The organism is Actinomadura fulvescens, from assembly GCF_039533225.1.
In the GTDB taxonomy this organism is placed as follows: Bacteria; Actinomycetota; Actinomycetes; order Streptosporangiales; family Streptosporangiaceae; genus Spirillospora; species Spirillospora fulvescens.
In genome coordinates this window covers 62,882-83,765 of record NZ_BAAATD010000018.1, presented here as the reverse complement: position 1 = coordinate 83,765, position 20,884 = coordinate 62,882, and the positions used below count along the sequence as shown (strand labels likewise).

General features: G+C 70.9%; 19 protein-coding genes. 7 read left to right on the top strand and 12 right to left on the bottom strand.

Going from position 1 to position 20,884, the window contains the following annotated elements; all coding sequences use genetic code 11:
• Nucleotides 1-9: 9 nt before the first annotated feature.
• Nucleotides 10-1,575, bottom strand: coding sequence for a succinic semialdehyde dehydrogenase (locus ABD333_RS42345; protein WP_344548299.1), 1,566 nt, complete (start codon nt 1,573-1,575; stop codon nt 10-12).
• 54 nt (nt 1,576-1,629) lie between these two features.
• On the bottom strand, nt 1,630-2,454 hold the full coding sequence (locus ABD333_RS42340; protein ID WP_344548298.1) for an SDR family oxidoreductase: 825 nt from the start codon (nt 2,452-2,454) through the stop codon (nt 1,630-1,632).
• Nucleotides 2,455-2,543: 89 nt separating this feature from the next.
• Between ABD333_RS42340 and ABD333_RS42335 the strand changes: the two genes are divergently transcribed.
• Both ABD333_RS42335 and ABD333_RS42330 read left to right on the top strand, forming a co-directional pair.
• A complete protein-coding gene (locus ABD333_RS42335; protein ID WP_344548297.1) occupies nt 2,544-3,203 on the top strand; it encodes an HAD family hydrolase in 660 nt (219 codons plus the stop codon).
• Nucleotides 3,204-3,504: 301 nt separating this feature from the next.
• Entirely contained in the window at nt 3,505-4,236 is a 732-nt protein-coding gene (locus ABD333_RS42330; protein ID WP_344548296.1) for a TetR/AcrR family transcriptional regulator, read from the top strand.
• A 365-nt stretch (nt 4,237-4,601) separates the two neighbouring features.
• Here ABD333_RS42330 and ABD333_RS42325 read toward each other — a convergent pair whose 3' ends face one another.
• From ABD333_RS42325 to guaB, 3 genes are all read right to left on the bottom strand, one after another.
• Entirely contained in the window at nt 4,602-6,341 is a 1,740-nt protein-coding gene (locus ABD333_RS42325; protein WP_344548295.1) for a glycerol-3-phosphate dehydrogenase/oxidase, read from the bottom strand.
• A 126-nt stretch (nt 6,342-6,467) separates the two neighbouring features.
• Complete coding sequence (locus tag ABD333_RS42320; RefSeq protein ID WP_344548393.1) at nt 6,468-7,577, bottom strand: GuaB3 family IMP dehydrogenase-related protein; 1,110 nt, start codon at nt 7,575-7,577, stop codon at nt 6,468-6,470.
• 97 nt (nt 7,578-7,674) lie between these two features.
• Nucleotides 7,675-9,171: an IMP dehydrogenase gene (guaB, locus tag ABD333_RS42315; RefSeq protein WP_344548294.1), complete on the bottom strand. Its 1,497-nt coding sequence runs from the start codon at nt 9,169-9,171 to the stop codon at nt 7,675-7,677.
• A gap of 290 nt (nt 9,172-9,461) precedes the next feature.
• On the opposite strand from guaB, the gene ABD333_RS42310 reads away from it, so the two are divergent.
• Nucleotides 9,462-9,851, top strand: a complete 390-nt coding sequence (locus ABD333_RS42310; RefSeq protein ID WP_344548293.1) for a DUF5319 domain-containing protein — start codon at nt 9,462-9,464, stop codon at nt 9,849-9,851.
• A gap of 43 nt (nt 9,852-9,894) precedes the next feature.
• Here ABD333_RS42310 and ABD333_RS42305 read toward each other — a convergent pair whose 3' ends face one another.
• From ABD333_RS42305 to groES, 4 genes are all read right to left on the bottom strand, one after another.
• Nucleotides 9,895-10,707: a hypothetical protein gene (locus ABD333_RS42305; protein WP_344548292.1), complete on the bottom strand. Its 813-nt coding sequence runs from the start codon at nt 10,705-10,707 to the stop codon at nt 9,895-9,897.
• A complete protein-coding gene (locus ABD333_RS42300) occupies nt 10,704-11,387 on the bottom strand; it encodes a sigma-70 family RNA polymerase sigma factor (protein WP_344548291.1) in 684 nt (227 codons plus the stop codon). The genes ABD333_RS42305 and ABD333_RS42300 overlap by 4 nt, the downstream gene beginning before the upstream one ends.
• 275 nt (nt 11,388-11,662) lie before the next feature.
• Nucleotides 11,663-13,291 (bottom strand): chaperonin GroEL, encoded by a 1,629-nt coding sequence (gene groL / locus ABD333_RS42295; RefSeq protein ID WP_344548290.1) that lies wholly within the window; start codon nt 13,289-13,291, stop codon nt 11,663-11,665.
• A 104-nt stretch (nt 13,292-13,395) separates the two neighbouring features.
• Complete coding sequence (gene groES / locus ABD333_RS42290) at nt 13,396-13,704, bottom strand: co-chaperone GroES (protein ID WP_425546964.1); 309 nt, start codon at nt 13,702-13,704, stop codon at nt 13,396-13,398.
• A 245-nt stretch (nt 13,705-13,949) separates the two neighbouring features.
• Here groES and ABD333_RS42285 point away from each other — a divergent pair, with 245 nt between their 5' ends.
• The 4 genes from ABD333_RS42285 to ABD333_RS42270 all read left to right on the top strand — a co-directional run bounded on the left by ABD333_RS42285 (nt 13,950) and on the right by ABD333_RS42270 (nt 18,559).
• Nucleotides 13,950-15,254, top strand: coding sequence for a class I SAM-dependent methyltransferase (locus ABD333_RS42285; RefSeq protein ID WP_344548288.1), 1,305 nt, complete (start codon nt 13,950-13,952; stop codon nt 15,252-15,254).
• 160 nt (nt 15,255-15,414) lie between these two features.
• Nucleotides 15,415-15,621, top strand: a complete 207-nt coding sequence (locus ABD333_RS42280) for a zf-TFIIB domain-containing protein (RefSeq protein WP_344548287.1) — start codon at nt 15,415-15,417, stop codon at nt 15,619-15,621.
• Nucleotides 15,622-15,812: 191 nt separating this feature from the next.
• Nucleotides 15,813-17,408, top strand: a complete 1,596-nt coding sequence (locus ABD333_RS42275; protein WP_344548286.1) for a hypothetical protein — start codon at nt 15,813-15,815, stop codon at nt 17,406-17,408.
• 191 nt (nt 17,409-17,599) lie between these two features.
• A complete protein-coding gene (locus tag ABD333_RS42270; RefSeq protein ID WP_344548285.1) occupies nt 17,600-18,559 on the top strand; it encodes a phosphotransferase family protein in 960 nt (319 codons plus the stop codon).
• 9 nt (nt 18,560-18,568) lie between these two features.
• Here ABD333_RS42270 and tsaD read toward each other — a convergent pair whose 3' ends face one another.
• Genes tsaD through tsaB form a run of 3 tightly spaced genes read right to left on the bottom strand, consistent with a single transcriptional unit; the run spans nt 18,569 to nt 20,792 of the window.
• Complete coding sequence (gene tsaD / locus ABD333_RS42265; RefSeq protein ID WP_344548391.1) at nt 18,569-19,606, bottom strand: tRNA (adenosine(37)-N6)-threonylcarbamoyltransferase complex transferase subunit TsaD; 1,038 nt, start codon at nt 19,604-19,606, stop codon at nt 18,569-18,571.
• Complete coding sequence (gene rimI, locus ABD333_RS42260; RefSeq protein ID WP_344548284.1) at nt 19,606-20,100, bottom strand: ribosomal protein S18-alanine N-acetyltransferase; 495 nt, start codon at nt 20,098-20,100, stop codon at nt 19,606-19,608. The genes tsaD and rimI overlap by 1 nt, the downstream gene beginning before the upstream one ends.
• Complete coding sequence (gene tsaB, locus ABD333_RS42255) at nt 20,097-20,792, bottom strand: tRNA (adenosine(37)-N6)-threonylcarbamoyltransferase complex dimerization subunit type 1 TsaB (RefSeq protein WP_344548282.1); 696 nt, start codon at nt 20,790-20,792, stop codon at nt 20,097-20,099. The genes rimI and tsaB overlap by 4 nt, the downstream gene beginning before the upstream one ends.
• Nucleotides 20,793-20,884 lie beyond the last annotated feature (92 nt).

The window sequence follows — 20,884 nt, the reverse complement described above, 5'->3', positions numbered from 1 at the left end:
GAAGACCTCCTACTTGATCCGCAGCCGCTTCATGACCTTGATGCCGGTGGCCATGACATTGGCGAACTTGTCGAACGAGACGTTGCCGGGCGGCTCCAGATCCATGACGTGCTGGCTGGCGATCGTCTGGACCTCAGTGAACTTGAGGATGCCCTCGGAGCCGTGCCGGCGGCCGACGCCGGACTGCTTGAAGCCGCCCATCGGGGCGTCATAGGAGGCGAAGGCGGCGCCGTACCCGTCGTTGATGTTGACCGTGCCCGCCTGGATCTTCGCGGCCAGCTCGCGGCCGCGTGCCACATTCTTGGTCCACACCGAGGCGTTGAGGCCGTACTGGGTGTCGTTGGCGGTGGCGACGACCTCGTTCTCGTCACGGAACTTGTAGATCGCCACCACCGGGCCGAACGTCTCGTTCGCGCACAGGTCCATGTCCGTGGTCACGTCGGTCAGGACCGTCGGCTCGTAGAACCACGGGCCGATGTCCGGGCGCGCCTTGCCGCCCGCCAGCACCGTCGCGCCCTCGTCGACCGCCTGGTCGACGTGCTTGCTGACCACGTCGAGCTGCCGCTGGAAGGTCAGCGAGCCCATGTCCGCGTCGAAGCTCAGGTCGGTGCCGAGCTTCATGTTCTGGACGTTCTCGACGAACTTCGGCACGAAGCGGTCGTAGACGTCCTCGTGCACGTACATCCGCTCGATCGAGATGCACAGCTGCCCGGCGTTGGTGAAGCAGGCCCGGACGGCCCCGCGCGCGGTCCGCTCGACGTCGGCGTCGGCCAGCACGATCATCGGGTTCTTGCCGCCGAGCTCCATGGAGTAGCCCACCAGCCGCGGCGCGACCTTCTCGGTGATCGCCCGGCCGGCCCGGGTCGAGCCGGTGAACGAGACGTAGTCGGCGTTGTCGATCAGCGGGTCGCCGACCTCCGCCGGCTCGCCGACGACGATCTGCCACAGGTCCCTGGGCAGGCCGAGCGCGACCATCAGATCGAGGATCCACAGGCTCGACAGGCAGGTCTGGGTGTCGGGCTTGTGGATCACCGCGTTGCCGGCCATGAGCGCGGGGGCGATGTCGCTGGCGCCGAGCGAGAACGGGTAGTTCCAGGGGGCGATCAGCGCGACGACGCCCTTGGGGTGGCGCATCTCCTGGACGCGGGTGAGGCCGGGCATCATGCCCTGGCGGCGGCGCGGCCTGAGCAGCCTCTCGGCCCGCCTCGCGTAGTAGAGCGAGCACAGCGCCACGTCGAGGAACTCCTCCATGGCGTGGCGGCGGGCCTTGCCGGTCTCCAGCTGGATGACGTCGAGGATCTCTTCGCGGCGGTCCACCAGCGCGTCGGCCAGCCGCAGGAACGGCTTGACCCGCTCCCGCACCGGCAGCGCCGCCCAGGCGCGCTGTGCCTCGCGGGCGCGCTCGTAGGCCGTCAGCACGTCCTTGGAACTCGACACGGGGAGCGTCGCGAGAGGCTCGCCGGTGAAGGGGGCCGGGATGGTGGTCTTGTCGGCGCCGTCAGCCACGATGTGGGAGGTCAGCCGCTCGATCAGGGCAGCGGAGAGCGTACGCTCGGAGACCGTCGGAGATGCCATGTCAGCAGACTATGACCACCCGGACATTTCTCGCTACCCGCAAGTAATGAGACATCAACCCCTGCGCCACTCGGGCGAGTCCAGCGCGCCCGCCGCCTGCGGACCCATCAGGCCGAGCGCGCCGTCGACGAACAACGACGCGCCGGTGATGTAGGACGCCCCCGGAGCGGCCAGGAAGGCGATCGCGGCCGCCACCTCACGCGCGTCTCCGGGACGGGCCAGCGGATACCCCGGCCTGGTCTCCGGCCGCGGCGGCTCGTCCGCCTGGCCGGTCATCGGCGTCGCGATCTCGCCGGGGGCGATCGTGTTGACGGTGATGCCGTACTGCGACAGCTCCAGCGCCAGCACCCGGGCGAGCATGCGCAGGCCTCCCTTGGCCGCGCAGTAGGGGCCGGCGCCGACCCGCGGATACTCCTCGTGGACGCTCGTCACGTTGATGATCCGGCCGCCGTGACCGGCGGCGGCCATCCGCCGGGCCGCCTGCCGGGAGCACAGGAACGCCCCGTCCAGGTCGACCGCCACCACCGAACGCCACTCGTCGTACTCCATCTCCAGCACAGGCCGCATGCTCCCGGTGCCGGCGTTGTTGACCAGGACGCCCACTCCCCCGAGCTCGTCCGCCAGCTCGTCCACGACGGCCGCGGCGGCCACCGGTTCGGTGAGGTCGTGCCGCCGTACGGCGGCGCGGCGGCCCCGGTCGGACACCTCGGCCGCGGTGCCCTGGGCGCCCGCCTCGTCGGAGTGGAAGGTGATCCCGACGTCGAAGCCGCTCTCGGCGAGGGCCACCGCCGTGGCCCTGCCGATCCCGGAGTCCGCTCCCGTGATGATCGCCACCTGGTCGTACCCGGTCCCTGAGATCGGTGCCTTGAAATCGCTCATGATCAGGCCTTTCCCCGCAGAACGGCCCTCTACCGCGCGGCGGTGGCCGGGACGCTTGCCACCCGCTCACGGTGGGTAGGAAGGCCGGCATGTCGCGAGCAGTGATCTTCGATGTGGACGGGACGTTGGTCGACACCAACTACCTGCATGCGGTGACCTGGTGGCAGGCGTTCCTGCAACACGGCCACACGGTCCCGATGGCCGCCGTCCACCGGGTCATCGGCATGGGCTCGGACAAGCTGCTCGACCAGGTGCTGCCCGGCTCCCGCGATCGCGACCAGGACGACTCGATGCGGGCCGCGCACAAGGCCCTGTACGCCCAGTACTGGACGCGGCTGCGCCCCTTCGACCACGCGGCCGACCTCCTGCGGGCCTGCTCACGGGCCGGCCGGACGGTCGTCCTGGCCAGCTCGGCCTCCGCGGAGGAGATGCGTGCGCTGCGCACCGCCCTGGACGCCGAGGACGCGATCGACTGCGCCACCTCCTCCGCCGACGTGGCCGAGAGCAAGCCCGCGCCGGACCTCGTCCGCGCGGCCCTCGACGAGGCCGGGGTCGCTCCGGGCGACGCGGTGTTCGTCGGTGACGCCGTCTGGGACGTGGAGGCGTGCGGCCGGGCCGGCGTGCCGTGCGTCGGCGTGCTCTCCGGGGGCCTCCCCGAGAGCGATCTGATCAAGGCGGGCGCCGTCCGGGTCTATGCCGATGTCGCCCGGTTGTGGCGGGAGTTCGACGAGAGCCCGCTCGCGCACTGACTTCCCGCAATGGCCCTGCCGGTTTAACGGCAATTGGCCATGCGGAAAGGCCAAGCATTGACCTGCCGGATAGGTGTTTCTAACTTCGGGCGCTAACCGGACTATCCACGCAATGCGGATCGTTATCCGCTATGCGATTCGGGAACGTTCCATTTCGACCCTTCTCGCGTAAGCGGCGGATTGACCATGACCTCTCGGTGTATTCCGGAAAGCGGAGAAACCCACACGCCGTTGTTCCGGGACGTCCGCTGCCGCGCGTCTCCGGGTCGATGGTGCCGCGTCCGAGGAGGAGATCGACGACATGATCAATGTCCACGTGGAACCGGGACCGGAAGCGAACGGATCCGGCGGGCAGGGGGGCGGCGGCAGCGACCCCGGGCGACCGGCACCGCGCGACAACGGCTTCGCCGATACCGGCAAGGGAGGGCGACGGCGCGAGCGCCGTGAGATCACCCGGACGGCCCTGCTCGGCGCGGCCGAACGGCTCTGGGCCGAACGGGGCATCCACGGCGCCTCACTCGACGACGTGGCCTCGTCCGCCGGCCTGACCAAGGGCGCGGTCTACTCCAACTTCGCGGGCAAGACCGATCTGCTGCTCGCGCTGCTCGAAAGCTACACGCGCGACCGGATCGGCACCGACGTCTGCGACGAGCTCCGCGACGCGGACCGTTCCACCGACAAACGCTTCGAGCGGGCCGGGCACGCCTACGCGCGCCGGCTCGCCGGGGAGGACGCGCGGCTGCTCGCGCTGCTGCTGGTGGAGTTCTGGCTGTACGGCATGCGCGACTTCGCCGCCGGCTGGCGCCTGGCCGACTGGTACGCCGAACGCCGGGAAGCCATCGCGCGCGGGCTCAAGCTCGGCCAGGCCGACGGCGTCGCCGCCCACGACCGCGCCGCACTGGCGATGGCGCTCGACTTCGGCCTGGCGTTCCAGCACCTCCTGGACCCCGAGCGAGTGCCCGCCCAGCTCTACGCCACCGGCATGCGCCTCCTCCTGGGCGACGCCCTACCCGGCGACAACACGGTCGCGTAGGCCGTGTTTCATAAGTCGCGTCCGTAGCGAGCGGCGTCCAGGCGCGTGCATCGCAAGGCGGAGGAAGGAGTCAGCCCGGTTCAACACGGCGAGGCGCGCCTGGGCGTCGCGCAGTAGGACGCCCTAGGACCCTGGCCACGCACGCGAGCGCGCGACCGGGTCGTGCAGCGAGCCGAAGGCGAAGCTGCACGAGAGATCGCGAAGCGATGTCGCGCTCGCCGCTTTTGCGGTTCGGGGTCCGAGCCGCCAGGCGAGGACCCCGAGGCCGCGAAAGCCAATAAACACAGCGCGGTTCGGCCCGCGAGCCGCCAGGCGAGCGGGCCGAGGCCGCGAAAGCCAAAAACGAAGCCGCGAAAGCCAAAAAGTCAAGGACTAGCCGTGGGGACGATGTCGGGGGCGCCGCGGCGGCTGGCGTCGGCCTCCTGGTCGCCGTCCTGGTTCTGGGAGTCGCGTTCGGCCTCGATGCGCTTGCGGTAGTACTCCACCTCGCGGTCGGTCTGCTTCTTGGACCAGCCGAGCACCGGGGCCAGCAGGTCGGCGGCCTCCTTGGCGACCCCGATGCCGCGGTCCCAGGTCTCGATCGAGATGCGGGTCCGGCGGGCCAGGACGTCGTTGAGGTGCCGGGCGCCCTCGTACGCGGCCGCGTAGACGATCTCGGCACGCAGGTAGTCGTCCGCGCCGTCCAGCGGCTTGCCGAGGTCCGGCTTCTCCCTGATGAGCGTCAGCAGGTCGTCCACGAGCGTCCCGTAGCGCTTCAGCAGGTGCTCGATGCGCGCCACGTGCAGGCCGGAGACCGAGGCGAGCCGGTGCCGGGAGTTCCACATGGCCTGGAAGCCGTCGCCGCCGACCAGCGGGATGCGGTCGGTGCACGACTCGGCGACCTTGCCGTCCAGGCCGTGCGCGACGGCGTCGATGGCGTCCTTGGCCATCACCCGGTAGGTGGTGAACTTCCCGCCGGCGACGAGCACCAGGCCGGGCACCGGGTGGGCGACGATGTGCTCGCGCGACAGCTGGGAGGTCTCGTCGCGCTCACCCGACAGGAGCGGACGCAGGCCCGCGTAGACGCCCTCGACGTCGTCGTGGGTGAGCGGGGTGGTGAGCACCGAGTTCACGCGTTCGAGGACGTACTCGATGTCGGCGCGCGACGCCGCCGGGTGCGCCTTGTCGAGGTTCCAGGCGGTGTCGGTCGTGCCGATCAGCCAGTGCCGGCCCCACGGGATCACGAAGAGCACCGACTTCTCGGTGCGCAGGATGATGCCGGTGGACGAGTGGATGCGGTCCTTGGGCACCACCAGGTGGATGCCCTTGGAGGCCCGCACGTGGATCTGCCCGCGCCCGCCGACGAGCTCCTGGATGTCGTCGGTCCAGACGCCGGTGGCGTTGACGACCTGCTTGGCGCGCACCTCGCTGGTGGTGCGGGACTCCAGGTCGCGCACGCGGAGCCCGGTCACCCGCTCGCCCTCGCGCAGGAAGCCCACGCACTGGGTGCGCGAGGCGATCTGCGCGCCGTACTCGGCGGCCGTGCGCAGCGCCATCATCACGTAACGCGCGTCGTCGACCTGCGCGTCCCAGAGTTGGATCGCTCCAACGAAGGCGTCGCGGCGGAGGGAAGGCGCCAGCCTGAGCGCCCCCTTGCGGGTCAGGTGGCGGTGGTGCGGCACTCCGCGGGTGCTCCCCATCGAGAACGCGAGCGCGTCGTACAGCGCCACGCCGGCGCCGAAGTAGCCGCGCTCCCACACACGCTTGGTCGTCGGCAGGAGGAACGGGACCGGCCGGACCAGGTGCGGCGCGATCCGCTGGAGCAGCAACCCGCGCTCGGTCAGCGCCTCTCGCACCAGGTCGAAGTTGTACTGCTCCAGGTAGCGCAGACCGCCGTGGATGAGCTTGGAGGAACGCGACGAGGTGCCCGAGGCGAAGTCGCGGGCCTCCACGACCGCGACCGAGAGGCCGCGGGTGGCGGCGTCGAGCGCGGCCCCGGCGCCCACGATACCCGCCCCCACGACCACGACGTCGAACTCCTCGTGGCCCATGCGGTCGAGCGCGGCCGCGCGCTCCGCGGGCCCCAGCCGCGAGCTGCCCAGTCCGGTCTCCGGTGATCCCGTCATCGCGATTCCCCCATGCGGGTCGGCTCATTACGTGCCTTACCTACCCAACAGTAAGGACGGCACCACCCAGGAGCCACCGATTCGACCCTGTCCGTCACCCGGTGATCATCCGGCCGCCGCCACCGCTCAGCGGGCCTGCGGGGCGACCACGACCTGGACGCGCTGGAACTCCTTGAGCTCGGTGTAGCCCGCGGTGGCCATCGCGCGGCGCAGCGCGCCGATAAGGTTCATCGAGCCGTCGGCCACGTGTGACGGGCCGTACAGGATCTGTTCCATCGTGCCGATCGTGCCCAGGTTGAGCCGGGTGCCGCGGGGCACGTCGCCGTGGTGCGCCTCGCTGCCCCAGTGGTTGCCGCGGCCGGGCGCCTCGATGGAACGGGCGAACGGCGAGCCGATCATGACCGCGTCGGAGCCGCAGGCGAACGCCTTGGCGATGTCGCCGCTGTTGGTCATGCCGCCGTCGGCGATGACGTGCACGTACCGGCCGCCGGACTCGTCCATGTAGTCGCGGCGGGCCGCGGCCACGTCGGCGACCGCGGTCGCCATCGGCACCGCCACGCCCAGCACCGTGCGGGTGGTGTGGCCCGAGCCGCCGCCGAAGCCGACCAGCACGCCGGCCGCGCCGGTGCGCATGAGGTGCAGGGCCGCGGTGTACGTGGAACAGCCGCCGACGATCACGGGGACGTCGAGGTCGTAGATGAACTGCTTGAGGTTGAGCGGCTCGGCCCGTCCGGACACGTGCTCGGCCGAGACCGTGGTGCCGCGGATCACGAACAGGTCCACGCCCGCGTCGATGACGGCCTTGTGGAACTGCGCGGTGCGCTGCGGCGACAGCCGCGCCGCGACCGTGACCCCGGCGTCGCGGATCTGCTCGATCCGGCGGCCGATCAGCTCCTCCTGGATCGGCGCGCTGTAGATCTCCTGGAGCCGGTGGGTGGCGCGGGCGTCGTCCAGCGAGGTGATCTCGGCCAGCAGGGGCTCGGGGTCCTCGTAGCGCGTCCACAGGCCTTCGAGGTCGAGCACGCCGAGCCCGCCGAGGTTGCCGATCGCGATCGCGGTGGCCGGGCTGACGACGCTGTCCATCGGCGCGACGACCAGCGGCATCTCGAACCGGTAGGCGTCGATCTGCCAGGCGACGCTGACCTCCTCGGGGTCACGCGTACGGCGGGACGGCACGATGCCGATGTCGTCGAAGGCGTACGCCCGGCGACCGCTCTTACCCCGGCCGATCTCCACCTCAGCAGCCACTGGTGCTTCCTCTCATGACTCCGCCGTGACCATGGAACCGGTGTGAGGTTCCTCGGTCACGGCGGGAAAAGCCGACGTCTTCAGGTTAGCGGCCCTGGTAGTTGGGGGCCTCGACGGTCATCTGGATGTCGTGGGGGTGGCTCTCGCGCAGGCCGGCCGCGCTGATCCGCATGAGCTGGCCGTGCTCGCGGAGCTCGGGGATCGTGCGCGCCCCGGCGTACCACATCGACTGGTGCAGGCCGCCGACGAGCTGGTGGGCCACGTTGGCCAGCGGGCCGCGGTAGGGCACCTGGCCCTCGACGCCCTCGGGGATCAGCTTCTCCTCGGCGTTGACGTCGCCCTGGGCGTAGCGGTCCTTGGAGTAGGAGACACCGCGCTCGCGGTTGCGCATGGCGCCGAGGGAGCCCATGCCGCGGTACGACTTGTACTGCTTGCCGTGCACGAAGATCAGCTCGCCCGGGGACTCCTCGATGCCGGCCAGCAGGCTCCCGAGCATCACGGTCTCGGCGCCGGCCACGATGGCCTTGGCGATGTCGCCGGAGTACTGCAGGCCGCCGTCGCCGATGACCGGCAGCCCGGCCTCGTTGGCCGCGCGGGCCGCCTCGAAGATCGCGGTGATCTGCGGCACGCCCACGCCCGCGACGACGCGGGTGGTGCAGATGGAGCCGGGGCCGACACCGACCTTGACGCCGTCCGCACCGGCCTCGGCCAGCGCCTTGGCGCCCGCGTAGGTGGCGACGTTGCCGCCGACCACGTCGACGCGGGAGTTGGCCTTGATCTTGGCGACGGTGTCGGCGACGCCCTTGGAGTGGCCGTGCGCGGTGTCGACGATGATGACGTCAGTGCCTGCCTCGATGAGCGCCTGGGCTCGGCGGACCGCGTCCTCGCCGACGCCCACGGCGGCGGCGACGATCAGCCGGCCGTCGGCGTCCTTGGTGGAGTGGGGGTACTGCTCGCTCTTGGTGAAGTCCTTGACCGTGATGAGCCCGCGCAGCCGGCCCTCCGCGTCCACCAGCGGCAGCTTCTCGATCTTGTTGGTGGCCAGCAGCGCGAACGCCTCGTCCCTGGACACGTCCACCGGCGCGGTCACCAGCGGCATCGGGGTCATGACCTCGCGTACCGGCCGCGCGTGGTCGGTCTCGAAGCGCATGTCGCGGTTGGTCACGATGCCGACCAGCACGCCGCGCACGTCGGTCACCGGCACGCCGGAGATGCGGTAGCGGGCGCAGAGCTCCTCGACGTCGGCCAGCGTGGCGTCGGGCAGGCAGGTCACCGGGTTGGTGATCATCCCCGCCTCGGAGCGCTTGACCCGGTCGGCCTCGGCGGCCTGCTCCTCGACCGACATGTTGCGGTGGAGCACGCCGATGCCGCCCTGGCGGGCCATCGCGACCGCGGTCCGGGACTCGGTCACCGTGTCCATCGCGGCCGACACCAGCGGGATGCGCAGCGAGATGTTGCGGGTCAGCCGGGTCGTGGTGTCGGCCTCTCCCGGTTGCAGGTCGGAGTAGCCCGGCAGCAGCAGCACATCGTCAAAGGTCAGGCCCTGCGGGAGGAACTTCGCGGACTCGGCTGCGGGGTTCATGAGGACCTTCCCAGTAGTCGTGGCGGGATCGTGCGCATCGTGAACACTGCCAGGTCACGGCGGCCTGTTCCCATGGTAGGGCGTCGCAGGGCCCCGGACCCGCCGCTTACCGGGGTGAGGCGCGTGGCGTTGATGACACTCGGTAACGCCCAGGACAAGGCACTGAATTCCCTACCGATCCATAAAGACTCCTTTGCCGGGCATTACGGAATGCCATGGACCCCTGGTCGTCGGCGCTCGGAAGAGACAGGGGGTGCACTAGGTGGGGCATCGCGCAGTAGCGTGGGGGTGTGCACGACGATGCCCCGCTCGATCCGTTCGCCGGTGACCCCGAGGACCCGGCGGCGTCGCTCGGCGACCCCGGGGAGGAGATCGCTCCGCTCAGCGTGGCGGAGCGGGAGGACGTGCTCGCCGACCTCGCCGACCTGGAGGTCTTCCGCGCCCTCCTCGAACCGCTGGGCGTTCGCGGGCTGACCGTCGACTGCGGGGACTGCGGCAAGCTGCACTACATCGACTGGGACCTGCTCCACGGCAACCTGCGGCACCTGCTCGATCAGGGCCTGCCCCGCGTGCACGAGCCCGCGCTGGCGCCCGACCCGGTCGACTACGTGAGCTGGGAATACGCCCGCGGCTACGTGGACGGCGTCATCGACAGCGAAGAGGGCCGCGAGAGCGAGTGACGCCCCGGCCGAGCCGCCCGGCCGGCCCGGCTGCCGATGGCCGTCATCGGCCGTAGCGGTCGCGGTAGCGATCGAGCCTCTTCTGGGCCTGCTTGCGGATGTCGTCCAGCTTGCGCTGGGCATCATCGTCGTCGCCGCCCCTCCGGGGACTCTGGAACGGCCAGTCGCCCGGGCCCTGCCCGCGGGACTTGGGCGGCAACAGGTCTTCGAGCTTGCCCTTGAGGTCCTCGATCTGCCGGCGCACCTGATCAGGCTCGGGTTTCCGCGCGCCCGGCCGACCCTGGACGGGGGCCGGTGCGGGGCCCTTGGCGCCGGGCGTCGCGCTCGGCGCGGTGGGACGGCTCCTCGGCTCCAGCCGGTCCACGCGCGGCTCCTCGGTGACCTTGGGCGTCTCCGGAGCGGGCGCGGAGCGCGGCGTGAGATCGCCGCCCGCCGCCGCGACGCCGGTGCCGGCCAGGACCACGCCCACGACCCCGAGGGCGACGAACGTACGGGAGCCGCGGCGCCGGGCGCCCGGAGCGGAGGGGTCGGCGCCGCCCCCCTCGTCCGCGTTCTTGCCCGGCGTCACACCGGGGTCGTCGGTGTCGGCATCGGCGTCGATGTCGGCGACCAGCGCGTGCAGCAGGCGTACGGCCGGGTCGCCCGAGACGCGTTCACCGGACGAGCCGGACGGCGCGGCGGTCTCAGAAGCGGCAGTGCGGCGGGCGGCCAGGTCGTCGAAGAGCGCGTCGGTACGGCGCACGGCGGTCAGGTCGGTCTCCGGCGGTGGCACGGGCGTCGGGCTCCCCGGCACCGGGGGCGCGCCGGACATCGAAGGCTCGACCGGATCCGGGGCGCCGTGGCTCCGTTCCGTCAAGCGATCGACTCCTCTCGTGCCATCGCGCGAAGCCGGGCCAGTGCCCGGTGCTGCGCGACGCGTACCGCCCCCGCGGACATGCCCAGCACATTACCGGTCTCCTCCGCCGACAAACCCGCCACCACTCGCAGGAGCACCAGCTCACGCTGGTGATCGGGCAGGCGCGTCAGCAGGTCGCGGGCGCGCTGCGCCTCGATGTAGCGCACCACGGTCTCTTCGGGACCGGGCCGGTCGTCCGGCCCGTCCGGGAGGTCCTCGGTCGGCACGGCGGCCCGCACCGCGCTGCGCAGCGCGTCAGCGATCTTGTGCGCGGCGATGCCGAAGACGAACGAGGCGAACGGACGCCCCATGTCGCGGTAGCGGGGCAGCGCGGACAGCACCGCGATGCACACCTCCTGCGCCACGTCGTCGGCGATGTGGTACTGCCCGGAGACCCGGCCCAGGCGGGCGCGGCAGTAGCGGACCACCATCGGGCGGACCTGCCCGATGAGCACCTCGATCGCTCCAGGGTCGCCCTGGACGGCGAGACTCGTCAGCTCTTTGAGGTCGCCTTCGTCGGCTTTCGCCGAACGGACGACCCGTACTCCGCGTCCGGCGTCGGGAGCTGTCGGGGGGGCGTCACCCCCCGAGGGCTCGGTAGCGCGCGCGGTCGTGGTCCCGGCGAAGGCTCCCTCGGTCACGAGAGCATGATGCCCAGCAGGGTCGGGCCTGTCTCCCCCGTCCACGACAACGGAATGGTCACAGTGCGGGGAGAATGCCGTCGATATCACGCAACGCGGTCAAATCGTCGCTCCTGGTGCCGTGAATGCCCCACAGGTCGCAGCAATCCGTCACAAACAGCTCAGCTAATCGGAAAGCACACTGACACCCTCAAGCCACGCAGACGGCAAAGGCCCCCACCCGCCGGGTGGGGGCCTCCGCTTCGATCGTTCAACCGATCACCGGCAGGCGGCGATCAGTGGCCGTGCCCGTGGCCGTGGCCGTGACCGCCGCCGGCGGCCTCGTCGGCCTCCTCCGGCTTCTCCACGACCAGCGCCTCGGTGGTGAGCAGCATGCCCGCGATCGACGCGGCGTTGGTGACGGCCGAACGGGTCACCTTCACCGGGTCGATGACGCCCTGGGCGACCAGGTCGCCGTACTCGCCGGTCGCGGCGTTGTAGCCGTGGCCGGCGGGCAGCTCCTGCACCTTGGAGACGACGACGTAGCCCTCCTGGCCGGCGTTCTCGGAGATCCAGCGCAGCGGCTCGACCAGAGCGCGGCGCAGGGCCTCCGCACCGGTGGCCTCGTCGCCGGACAGGCCGAGGGCGTCGAAGCCCTCCTTGGCCACGTGCACCAGCGCGCTGCCGCCGCCGGGCACGATGCCCTCCTCGATGGCCGCGCGGGTCGCCGAGATGGCGTCCTCCAGGCGGTGCTTCTTCTCCTTCAGCTCCACCTCGGTGGCGGCGCCGACGCGCAGCACGCAGACGCCGCCGGCCAGCTTGGCCAGGCGCTCCTGCAGCTTCTCGCGGTCCCAGTCGGAGTCGCTGTTCTCGATCTCGACCTTGATCTGGCTGATCCGCCCGGCGACCTCGTCCTGCGCACCGGCACCGTCGACGATCGTGGTCGCGTCCTTGGTGACGGTGATCCGGCGGGCCCGGCCGAGGTCCTCCAGGCCGATGCCGTCGAGCTTGAGGCCGATGGCCTCGCTGACGACCTGGCCGCCGGTCAGGGTGGCGATGTCGCCGAGCATCGCCTTGCGGCGGTCACCGAAGCCGGGCGCCTTGACGGCGACCGACGTGAAGGTGCCGCGGATCTTGTTGGCGACGAGCAGCGCCAGGGCCTCGCCCTCGACGTCCTCGGCCACGACCAGCAGCGGCTTCTTGGTCTGGGCGACCTTCTCGGCCAGCGGCAGGAACTCCTGGACGTTGGAGATCTTGCCGTCCACGATCAGCACGTAGGCGTCCTCCAGGACGGCCTCCATGCGCTCGGCGTCGGTCACCATGTGCGGCGACAGGTAGCCCTTGTCGAACTGCAGGCCCTCGGTGAACTCCAGCTCCAGGCCGAAGGTGTGGGCCTCCTCGACGGTGATGACACCGTCCTTGCCGACCTTCTCGAACGCCTCGGCGATCAGCTCACCGATCTTGGCGTCCTGCGCGGAGATCGTCGCGACACCGGCGATGTCGCTCTTCTCCTCGATCTCGCGCGCGGCCTTGAGGAGCTGGTCGGAGACGAACTGCGCCGCCGCGTCCATGCCGCGCTTGAGGCTCAGCGGCGAGGCGCCGGCGGCCACGTTGCGGATGCCCTCGCGCACGAGCGCCTGGGCCAGCACGGTCGCGGTGGTGGTGCCGTCACCGGCGATGTCGTTGGTCTTGGTCGCCACTTCCTTGGCGAGCTGGGCCCCCAGGTTCTCGTAGGGGTCCTCCAGCTCCACCTCGCGGGCGATGGTGACGCCGTCGTTGGTGATGGTCGGCGCGCCGAACTTCTTGTCGATGACCACGTTGCGGCCGCGCGGGCCGATGGTCACCTTGACGGCGTCCGCGAGAGCGTTGACGCCGCGCTCAAGGGCCCGGCGAGCGTCCTCGTCGAATTCCAGGATCTTCGCCATACGGATTGACTCCAAACTCCGTTGTACGGCAGACACGTCACGCGAGCGCCCCGGATCCGCCCCTTCTTCGGGCGCATCCGGGGCGCTGCGTCACGTCTCGGTGATTACTTCTCGACGATCGCGAGGACGTCGCGGGCCGACAGCACGAGGTACTCCTCGTTGTTGTACTTGACCTCGGTGCCCCCGTACTTGCTGTAGAGCACGATGTCGCCGACGCTCACGTCGAGCGGCACTCGCTCGCCCTTGTCGTCGACGCGACCCGGGCCCACCGCCAGGACGGTCCCCTCCTGGGGCTTCTCCTTGGCGGTGTCGGGAATGACCAGGCCCGACGCGGTGGTGGTCTCGGCCTCGAGCGGCTGGACCACGATGCGGTCCTCAAGCGGCTTGAGAGCAACCTTGGTGGCGGTCGTCACGATCTGACCTCCCCTTCGTGGTGTCCTCGGCCGACCTCGGCGAGGCCGGCCGCACATATGGCAGAAGAGGCGACCCTGGACCGGCCTGTCGTCGCGGGTGCCAGACCGACCTTGTCGCTGTGTTGGCACTCTCGACTGGAGAGTGCCAGTCCGGAGACTATGCAATCCCCGGTAACGCGTCAACACGAACACGGTCAAGCCCCGCACCGTCTTCCGGTGTTCCTCACGGCGCTACCGTCCACCCTATGGACATCGCGTCGTTCTCGAGCCTGCTCACGCCCTCCGGCCAGGCGATTCTCGCCGAAGCCGCGGGCTCGGACCTGAGCGACGACGCACTCCTCACCACCGCGTCCCGGCTCCGTGAACGTCACCCCGCCGACCTCGTCGCCGCCGCTCTCACCCAGGTGCGCCTGCGTGACCGCGCACGCGCCAAGTTCGGCGCGGACGCCGCCCGGATGTACTTCACCCCCGCGGGCCTTGAACAGGCCACCCGGGCGTCTGTGGCCGCGTATCGGGCCCGCCGCTTCGCCGCGTTCACCGAGTCCGCCGCGTTCACCGAATCCGCCACGCTCACCGAATCCGCCACGCTCACGCAGGCGGGCTCGACGCTGGAGCTCGGGTGCGGCATCGGCGGCGACCTCATCGCCCGGGCCCGTGCCGGGGTGCCGGGCACGGGCGTCGAGCTCGATCCGCTGACTGCGGCGGTGGCGCGGGCGAACGTCGAGGCGTTCGGGCTCGGGCGGCTGGCGTCCGTGCGCGAGGGGGACGCGACGCGGGAGGACCCGGACGGGTACGGGACGGTGTTCGCCGATCCGGGCCGGCGGACGGCGCGCGGGCGGGTCTTCGATCCCAGGTCGTACGAGCCGCCGCTGGACACGGTGCTCGAACTGGCGGGCCGCGCGGCCGGCGCGTGCGTGAAGGTGGCACCCGGCATCCCCCACGAGGTGGTGCCGGACGGCGCCGAGGCCGAATGGGTCTCGGTCGGCGGCGAGGTCAAGGAGGCCGCGCTGTGGCTCGGCGAGCTGGCCGGAAGCGTCCGCCGCCGCGCGACGCTGATCACCGAGAGAGGCCAGGGCGGAGCCGAGGTGAACGTCGAGACGCTGACGCCTGAGCCCGGGCTGGGCGATCCGGCCGTACGGGAGTGGGGCCGCTACCTGTACGAGCCCGACGGCGCCGTCATCCGGGCGAGCCTGGTCGCCGAGGTGGCGGCGCGGGTGAACGGCGGGCTCGCCGATCCGCGGATCGCCTATGTGACCTCCGACGAACTCGTCCAGACCCCGTTCGCCGCCGCCTACGAGGTCGAGGACGTCCTGGGCTTCTCGCTCAAGCGGCTGAAGGCCGAGCTGCGGCGCCGCGAGGTCGGCGTCCTCACCGTCAAGAAGCGCGGCTCGGCGGTCGACGTCGACCGGCTCCGGCGCGACCTCGGCTTCGCGCGTAAGGCGCCCAGGGGGGCGAAAGAGCTGACGCTCGTTCTGACCCGGGTCGGCACGGCGCCGATCGCGCTGTTGACGCGCCCGGCAGGCCATCGCACTCTTAATCAATCCCAATGATCTCCGCGCGGCCCGAGAACGCCAAGCGACCACGGGCAACGCGCCACGACAGAGCAAATCCTGAGCACATTCCGGCATTGCGCGGACTATGGTTTACGACAGACCGGCAAGGTTGTATGAACCAGGCCGCGAAACGGCACCGCTTGATCAGGAGGTGGCGATGCAATGCCCCAAATGCCATGCGGGAATGGTGGGCTACCAGCGCGACGGCATCCTGATCGAGCAGTGCATGGTCTGCCGGGCCGTGCTGATCGGTGAATATGAGCTGGTCAGGCTGGTGGAGACCTGCGGCTGCACGCTGCCGCCGCCACTGCCCAGCAACGGGCACGGAGGACGGCACTACGAGGGACGACACCGCCGGAATTGAGCAGATCACCCGAAACGCCACACTCGTAGTGATGGGCCATGTTCCGCACCACTCGGGAAACAAGCGCATTCTACAGAACTCGCAATGTTCTCTGCTCCCTCTCATAAGCACGCTGTAGAAGCACTACAGTTGGGCCCTCACGATTCATTGCCGCGCGTTATTTCGCCGCGTCGGCACACGAAGGAGCATCGGTGGAAACCAATCACAACTTCCTGCAGACGGGGGGTCAACCGGTCTCGGATCGGATGCGGGAGTTGCTCGCCCGTGCGGCGCAGGACCACGTCTATGAACAGCGCTCACAGGGTCAGGTCCTGGATGAGATACGCCAGCGCCTGGAAGGTATGGAGTGGCTGCTCCGGGAGGTACGGGAGCGGGAGCTCAACGGGCTGACGGGTCAGCTCGACAACGTGCGGGGCCAGGTCGACGACCTGTCCAGCAAGCCGCCGGAGTGGGCCGAGGGACTTGCCGAGCACATCGAGGCGGTGGGCGAGCGGGTCAAACCCGTCGCCGAGTTGCCGGCGCTCTGGGCCGACGTCGGAGTCGTGGCCGAGAACGTCGACGAGGGTCTCACCCGGCTGCAGGCGGTGCTGGACTCCGCGCAGAGCATCAGCGACGCCACCCAGCAGGCGGCGCAGCGGATGGAGGAGATGACCAAGCGCCTGGACAAGCTCCAGGGCAGCATGGAGGCCGCCTCCGTCCGTTTCAACCGGCTTGACAAGTCACTGGCCGAGCTGGGGCACCGGGCCGAGAAGCTCGAACATTCGATCACCGGGGTCACCACCCGGGTGGACCAGTCGCTCGCCGAGATGGCCGAACGGGTGGAGCAGGGTCTGGAGGCCGTCAACGGCCGGGTCGAGGGGGTCGGGGGACGGCTGGACGGGCTCGATGGCCGACTCGAGGGGCTGTCGGGCAAGCTCAACGGGCTGGACGGCCGGTTCGAGGGCATCGACGACCGGATCGACGGCGTCAACGACCGGATCGGCCAGCTCCCCGCCACGTTGGAGATCTCCGAGCTGCACCGCAAGCTGACCGAGCTGCTCCAGCGGCCGGCGGTCGACAACAGCGACCGCTTCGACGCGCTCGAAAAGCACCTCGTCGACGCCGTGGACCCGCTGCGGGAGGAGTTGCGCGCCCGGCCGGACCGCGACGAGGTCAAGGCGACGATGTCCCAGATCGCCGAGACCGCCTACAGCGACGTCGCCAAGCGGATGGAGGAGTTCTCCCGGCGTTTCGAGGACGTCCACGAGGACGTGCGCAAGCGCATCGAGGGCATCCACGAGGAGCTCACCAAGAGGGTCGACGGCGCCCTGGAGGAGTTCACCACGCAGGTGGAGATCGTCTCCCGGCGCATGGAGTCGGTGCACATCGACGTCACCAAGCAGGTGGAGTCGGTGCACAACGAGGTCTCCCGCCAGGTCACCCGCGCGCACGACGACGTCAGCAAGCGGATCAACGGGATCCACGACGACGTCGCCAAGCAGGTCGACAGCATCCACGAGGACGTCTCCAAGAGGGTCGGCGGCGTCCAGGAGGAGTTCGCCAAGCGCGTGGAAGGCATGCATGAGGAGGTGGCACGCCGCGCCGCGGACGTGCAGGCCGAGGTCGGCAAGCGGGTCGAGGGCGTGCAGACGGAGGTCGGCAGGAAGGTCGACAGCGTCCACGGCGACGTCACCAAGCAGGTGACGGCCGTGCACGAGGACGTCCTCAAGCGGCTCTCGACGCTGGAGGAGACCATGCTGGCGCTGGCCGAGGCGCTGCTGCGGCCCCGCCGCGACGGCAAGGAGTGAGGCGGTCTCCATTGGTCACGGTGAGGTGGGGCGTCCGGCGAGGCGCCCCACCGATGGCCACGACGGCACCACGAAAGGCCCGTGAGGACGGCACGGAGGAGATTCCTCATCCCAAGAAACGCCGACGACGTGCGTTTCGTTACGTTCCGTCTTTGTAAAATCACTCTCAATACCCATCGGAATCCGTTTTCATGGATCTCGTGACCCAGAGCCCGCCTGCCTGCCTGCCGATCGGTGCCCCGCCAAGCCGCGCCACCCTGCGCTGGGTCGAGGAGTGCCTCGGCCAGGGTGCCGAGGTCAGGATGATCCGCCCGCTGGCGGGCGGCGTGGCGCACGTCAACCATGCCCTCCTCGTCGAGAGCCGTGCGGGCAGCGCGCACCGCCTCGTCCTCCGCCGCTGGCTCCCCACGAGCCCCGGCCGGCCGCACGACGCCCCGTTCGCCCGGGGCGGCTCGGACTTCTCACCGGAACGCGAGATCGCCGCGCTGGCCCTGCTGGCCGCCGCCGAGATCCCGACCCCCTCGCTGGTCGCCGCCGACCCCGCCGGCGCCTACGGTGACGCGCCCGCGCTGCTCATCACCCGGCTGATCGGGCACCCGCCCCGGCCCGCCCCCGACGACCTGCCCGAATACCTCATCCAGTTCGCCGCGGCGCTGCTGGGCGTGCACGCGTTGAACGGCGCGTCCACGATGCCGCCCTACGTCCCGTACAACCGGCTCGACCCGCGCACGCCGCCGGCGCACGCGATCCGCACCGAACTGTGGCGCCGCGCCTACGACGTCGCCTCCAGGCCCGCGCCAGAGGCGCCGTCCCGGTTTATCCACCGCGACTACCAGCCCGACAACACGCTGTGGTCGTACGGGCGGCTCACCGGCGTCGTCGACTGGTCGGACGCCTCGTACGGGCCGGTCGCCGTCGACATCGCACGGATGCGGCTGAGCCTGGTGCTGCGGTACGGCAAGCCCGTCGCCGACCGGTTCCTGGCCGCGTTCGACCAGGTGTCCGGCGGCTACCCGCACGACCCGTACTGGGACGTGCGCTGCCTGCTCGACCTGCTGCCGGAGGAGCCCGGCCGGACCATCTCCGAGGCCCACGTGCCGCTCATCGAGGACTATCTGGCGGCACTGCTCGCCGAGCTCGAAGCCCGCTGACGCTCGGCGCTAGAGCAGCACGTGCTCGATCGGCAGGCTGGAGTCGGCCGGCAGGGCGAGCTCTGACGGGGCCATGCCGGAGGCGACCAGCTCGGAGCCCAGCGCGGCCACCATGGCGCCGTTGTCGGTGCACAGCTTGGGCCTCGGCACGCGCAGCCGTACACCCGCGGCCTCGCACCGTTCCTGGGCGAGCGCCCGCAGCCGCGAGTTGGCCGCGACACCGCCGCCGATCAGCAGGTCCCGGACGTCGTTGTCCCTGCAGACCCGCAACGCCTTGTGGGTGAGGACGTCGACCACCGCCTCCTGGAAGGAGGCGGCCACGTCCGCGACCGGCACCGGCTCGCCGGCGCGCTCCCTGGCCTCGACCCAGCGCGCCACGGCCGTCTTGAGGCCGGAGAACGAGAAGTCGTACGTGCCGTCGGCGTACTTGCCGCGCGGGAACGCGATCGCGGCCGGATCGCCCTCGCGGGCCATCCGGTCGATCACCGGACCGCCGGGGAAGCCGAGGTCGAGCACGCGGGCGACCTTGTCGAACGCCTCGCCCGCCGCGTCGTCCACGGTCGAGCCCAGCGGCCGTACGTCGGTGGCCACGTCGGGCACCAGCAGCAGCGAGGAGTGCCCGCCCGAGACCAGCATGGCCACGCAGGGCTTGGGCAGCGGCCCGTGTTCGAGCTGGTCGACGGCCACGTGCGCGGCGAGGTGGTTCACGCCGTACAGCGGCTTGCCGAGGGACAGCGCGTAGGCCTTGGCGGCGGCCACGCCGACCATCAGCGCGCCGGGCAGCCCGGGACCCGCGGTGACGGCGAACGCGTCGATGTCCTCGAACGCCACCCCCGCGTCGGCCAGCGCACGCTCCACCGTCGGCGTCATCGCCTCCAGATGGGCGCGCGAGGCCACCTCGGGCACCACCCCGCCGAACCTGGCGTGCTGCTCCACGCTGGAGGCGATCGCGTCGGCGAGCAGCGTGTGACCGCGGACGATGCCGACCCCGGTCTCGTCACAGGAGGTCTCGATGCCCAGCACCAGGGGCTCGGAGTCTCGGATCATCATTGCTCCCGGGTGAAGCCGACGGGCGCGCGGCGAGCCGGGCCGCCCATGAGGCGGCGCATCACGATGGCGTCCACGTCGGACGGCTGGTAGTAGCGCTTGCGGACGCCGACACGTTCGAAGCCGAACCGTTCGTACAGCCGGTGGGCCGGGTCGTTGTCGGCGCGCACCTCCAGGAAGACCGCCTCGCTGCCACGGCGGGCCGCCTCGTCCAGCAGCTCGGTCAGCAGCGCCGCGCCGATGCCGGCGCCCCGGCGGCCGGCCCGGACCCCGATGGTCTGCACGTCCGCCTGCCCGCCCGCGGCGGACAGGCCCGCATAGCCGACGATCTCTCCGTCCAACTGGGCGACCACGTAGTGACGGGTGCGCGGCTGGTCGGCCAGCTCGCCACGAAGCATCTCCTCGCTCCAGGCGTCCTCCGGGAACAGCTCGCGCTCCAGCCGCAGGACGGCGGGCAGATCGTCGGCGGTCATGGCGCGCAGGAGGTACGTCATGGCCGCGCTCCGCTCGACGGGGTCACCTTCTTGCGCGGCCCGGGCTCCTTGGCGTCGGGACGCCGCAGGTAAAGCGGCTCGGGAGCAAGCAGTTTGGGTCCGGCTCCGCCCGACAGCCGGGTCACCACCAGCTCCGCCAGCGCCGTCGCCGTGGGCAGCAGGGGCGCGGGGTCCTGCCCGGGCGTGCCGAGCACATCGGGATACAGCGCCGCGCCCTCACCGATCACCGGCAGGTCGCCCGCGGCCCGCACCTCGGTGGGCCGCCCGACGGCGGGCTCGGTCGTACGGAAGTCCGCCGAGTCGTACCGGGCCCAATAGACCTCCTTGCGCCGCGCGTCGGTCGCCACGGCGAACGGCGCCGTCCGGCCCGAGGCCCACGCGATCACGTCGAGCGTGCAGACGCCGTGCACGGGAACGCGCAGGGCCTCGCCCATGGCCCGCGCGGTGACCAGCCCGACGCGCAGCCCGGTGTAGGGACCGGGGCCTACGCCCACCGCCAGCGCGCTGAGATCTTCGGGGGCCGCCCCCGCCTCGGCGAGCACGGCCGCGATCGAAGGGGTGAGCAGCTCGGTGTGCCGACGCGGATCCACCGCCTCGGTCGCCGCGCGGCCGACGATCCCCTCGCCCGGAGACCACTCGTACAGCGCCACGGTGACCGCGGCGGTCGCGGTGTCGAAAGCCAAGACCAGCACGAACTCAAAGCTTAGTGCCTCTGTTCACTTCTTTTACGGCCTTGCCCCCTCGCCTGGCGGCTCGGGGGCAAACCGCAAAAGCGGCGAACGCG

Bases quoted from the DNA above. Each gene is read 5' to 3' on its own strand.
- ABD333_RS42335 (WP_344548297.1), top strand. From the start codon at position 2,544: ATGTCGCGAGCAGTGATCTTCGATGTGGACGGGACGTTGGTCGACACC.
- tsaD (WP_344548391.1), bottom strand. From the start codon at position 19,606: ATGATCCGAGACTCCGAGCCCCTGGTGCTGGGCATCGAGACCTCCTGT.
- ABD333_RS42325 (WP_344548295.1), bottom strand. From the start codon at position 6,341: ATGACGGGATCACCGGAGACCGGACTGGGCAGCTCGCGGCTGGGGCCC.
- guaB (WP_344548294.1), bottom strand. From the start codon at position 9,171: ATGAACCCCGCAGCCGAGTCCGCGAAGTTCCTCCCGCAGGGCCTGACC.
- groL (WP_344548290.1), bottom strand. From the start codon at position 13,291: ATGGCGAAGATCCTGGAATTCGACGAGGACGCTCGCCGGGCCCTTGAG.
- ABD333_RS42270 (WP_344548285.1), top strand. From the start codon at position 17,600: ATGGATCTCGTGACCCAGAGCCCGCCTGCCTGCCTGCCGATCGGTGCC.
- ABD333_RS42280 (WP_344548287.1), top strand. From the start codon at position 15,415: ATGCAATGCCCCAAATGCCATGCGGGAATGGTGGGCTACCAGCGCGAC.
- ABD333_RS42345 (WP_344548299.1), bottom strand. From the start codon at position 1,575: ATGGCATCTCCGACGGTCTCCGAGCGTACGCTCTCCGCTGCCCTGATC.
- rimI (WP_344548284.1), bottom strand. From the start codon at position 20,100: ATGACGTACCTCCTGCGCGCCATGACCGCCGACGATCTGCCCGCCGTC.
- ABD333_RS42330 (WP_344548296.1), top strand. From the start codon at position 3,505: ATGATCAATGTCCACGTGGAACCGGGACCGGAAGCGAACGGATCCGGC.
- ABD333_RS42285 (WP_344548288.1), top strand. From the start codon at position 13,950: ATGGACATCGCGTCGTTCTCGAGCCTGCTCACGCCCTCCGGCCAGGCG.
- ABD333_RS42340 (WP_344548298.1), bottom strand. From the start codon at position 2,454: ATGAGCGATTTCAAGGCACCGATCTCAGGGACCGGGTACGACCAGGTG.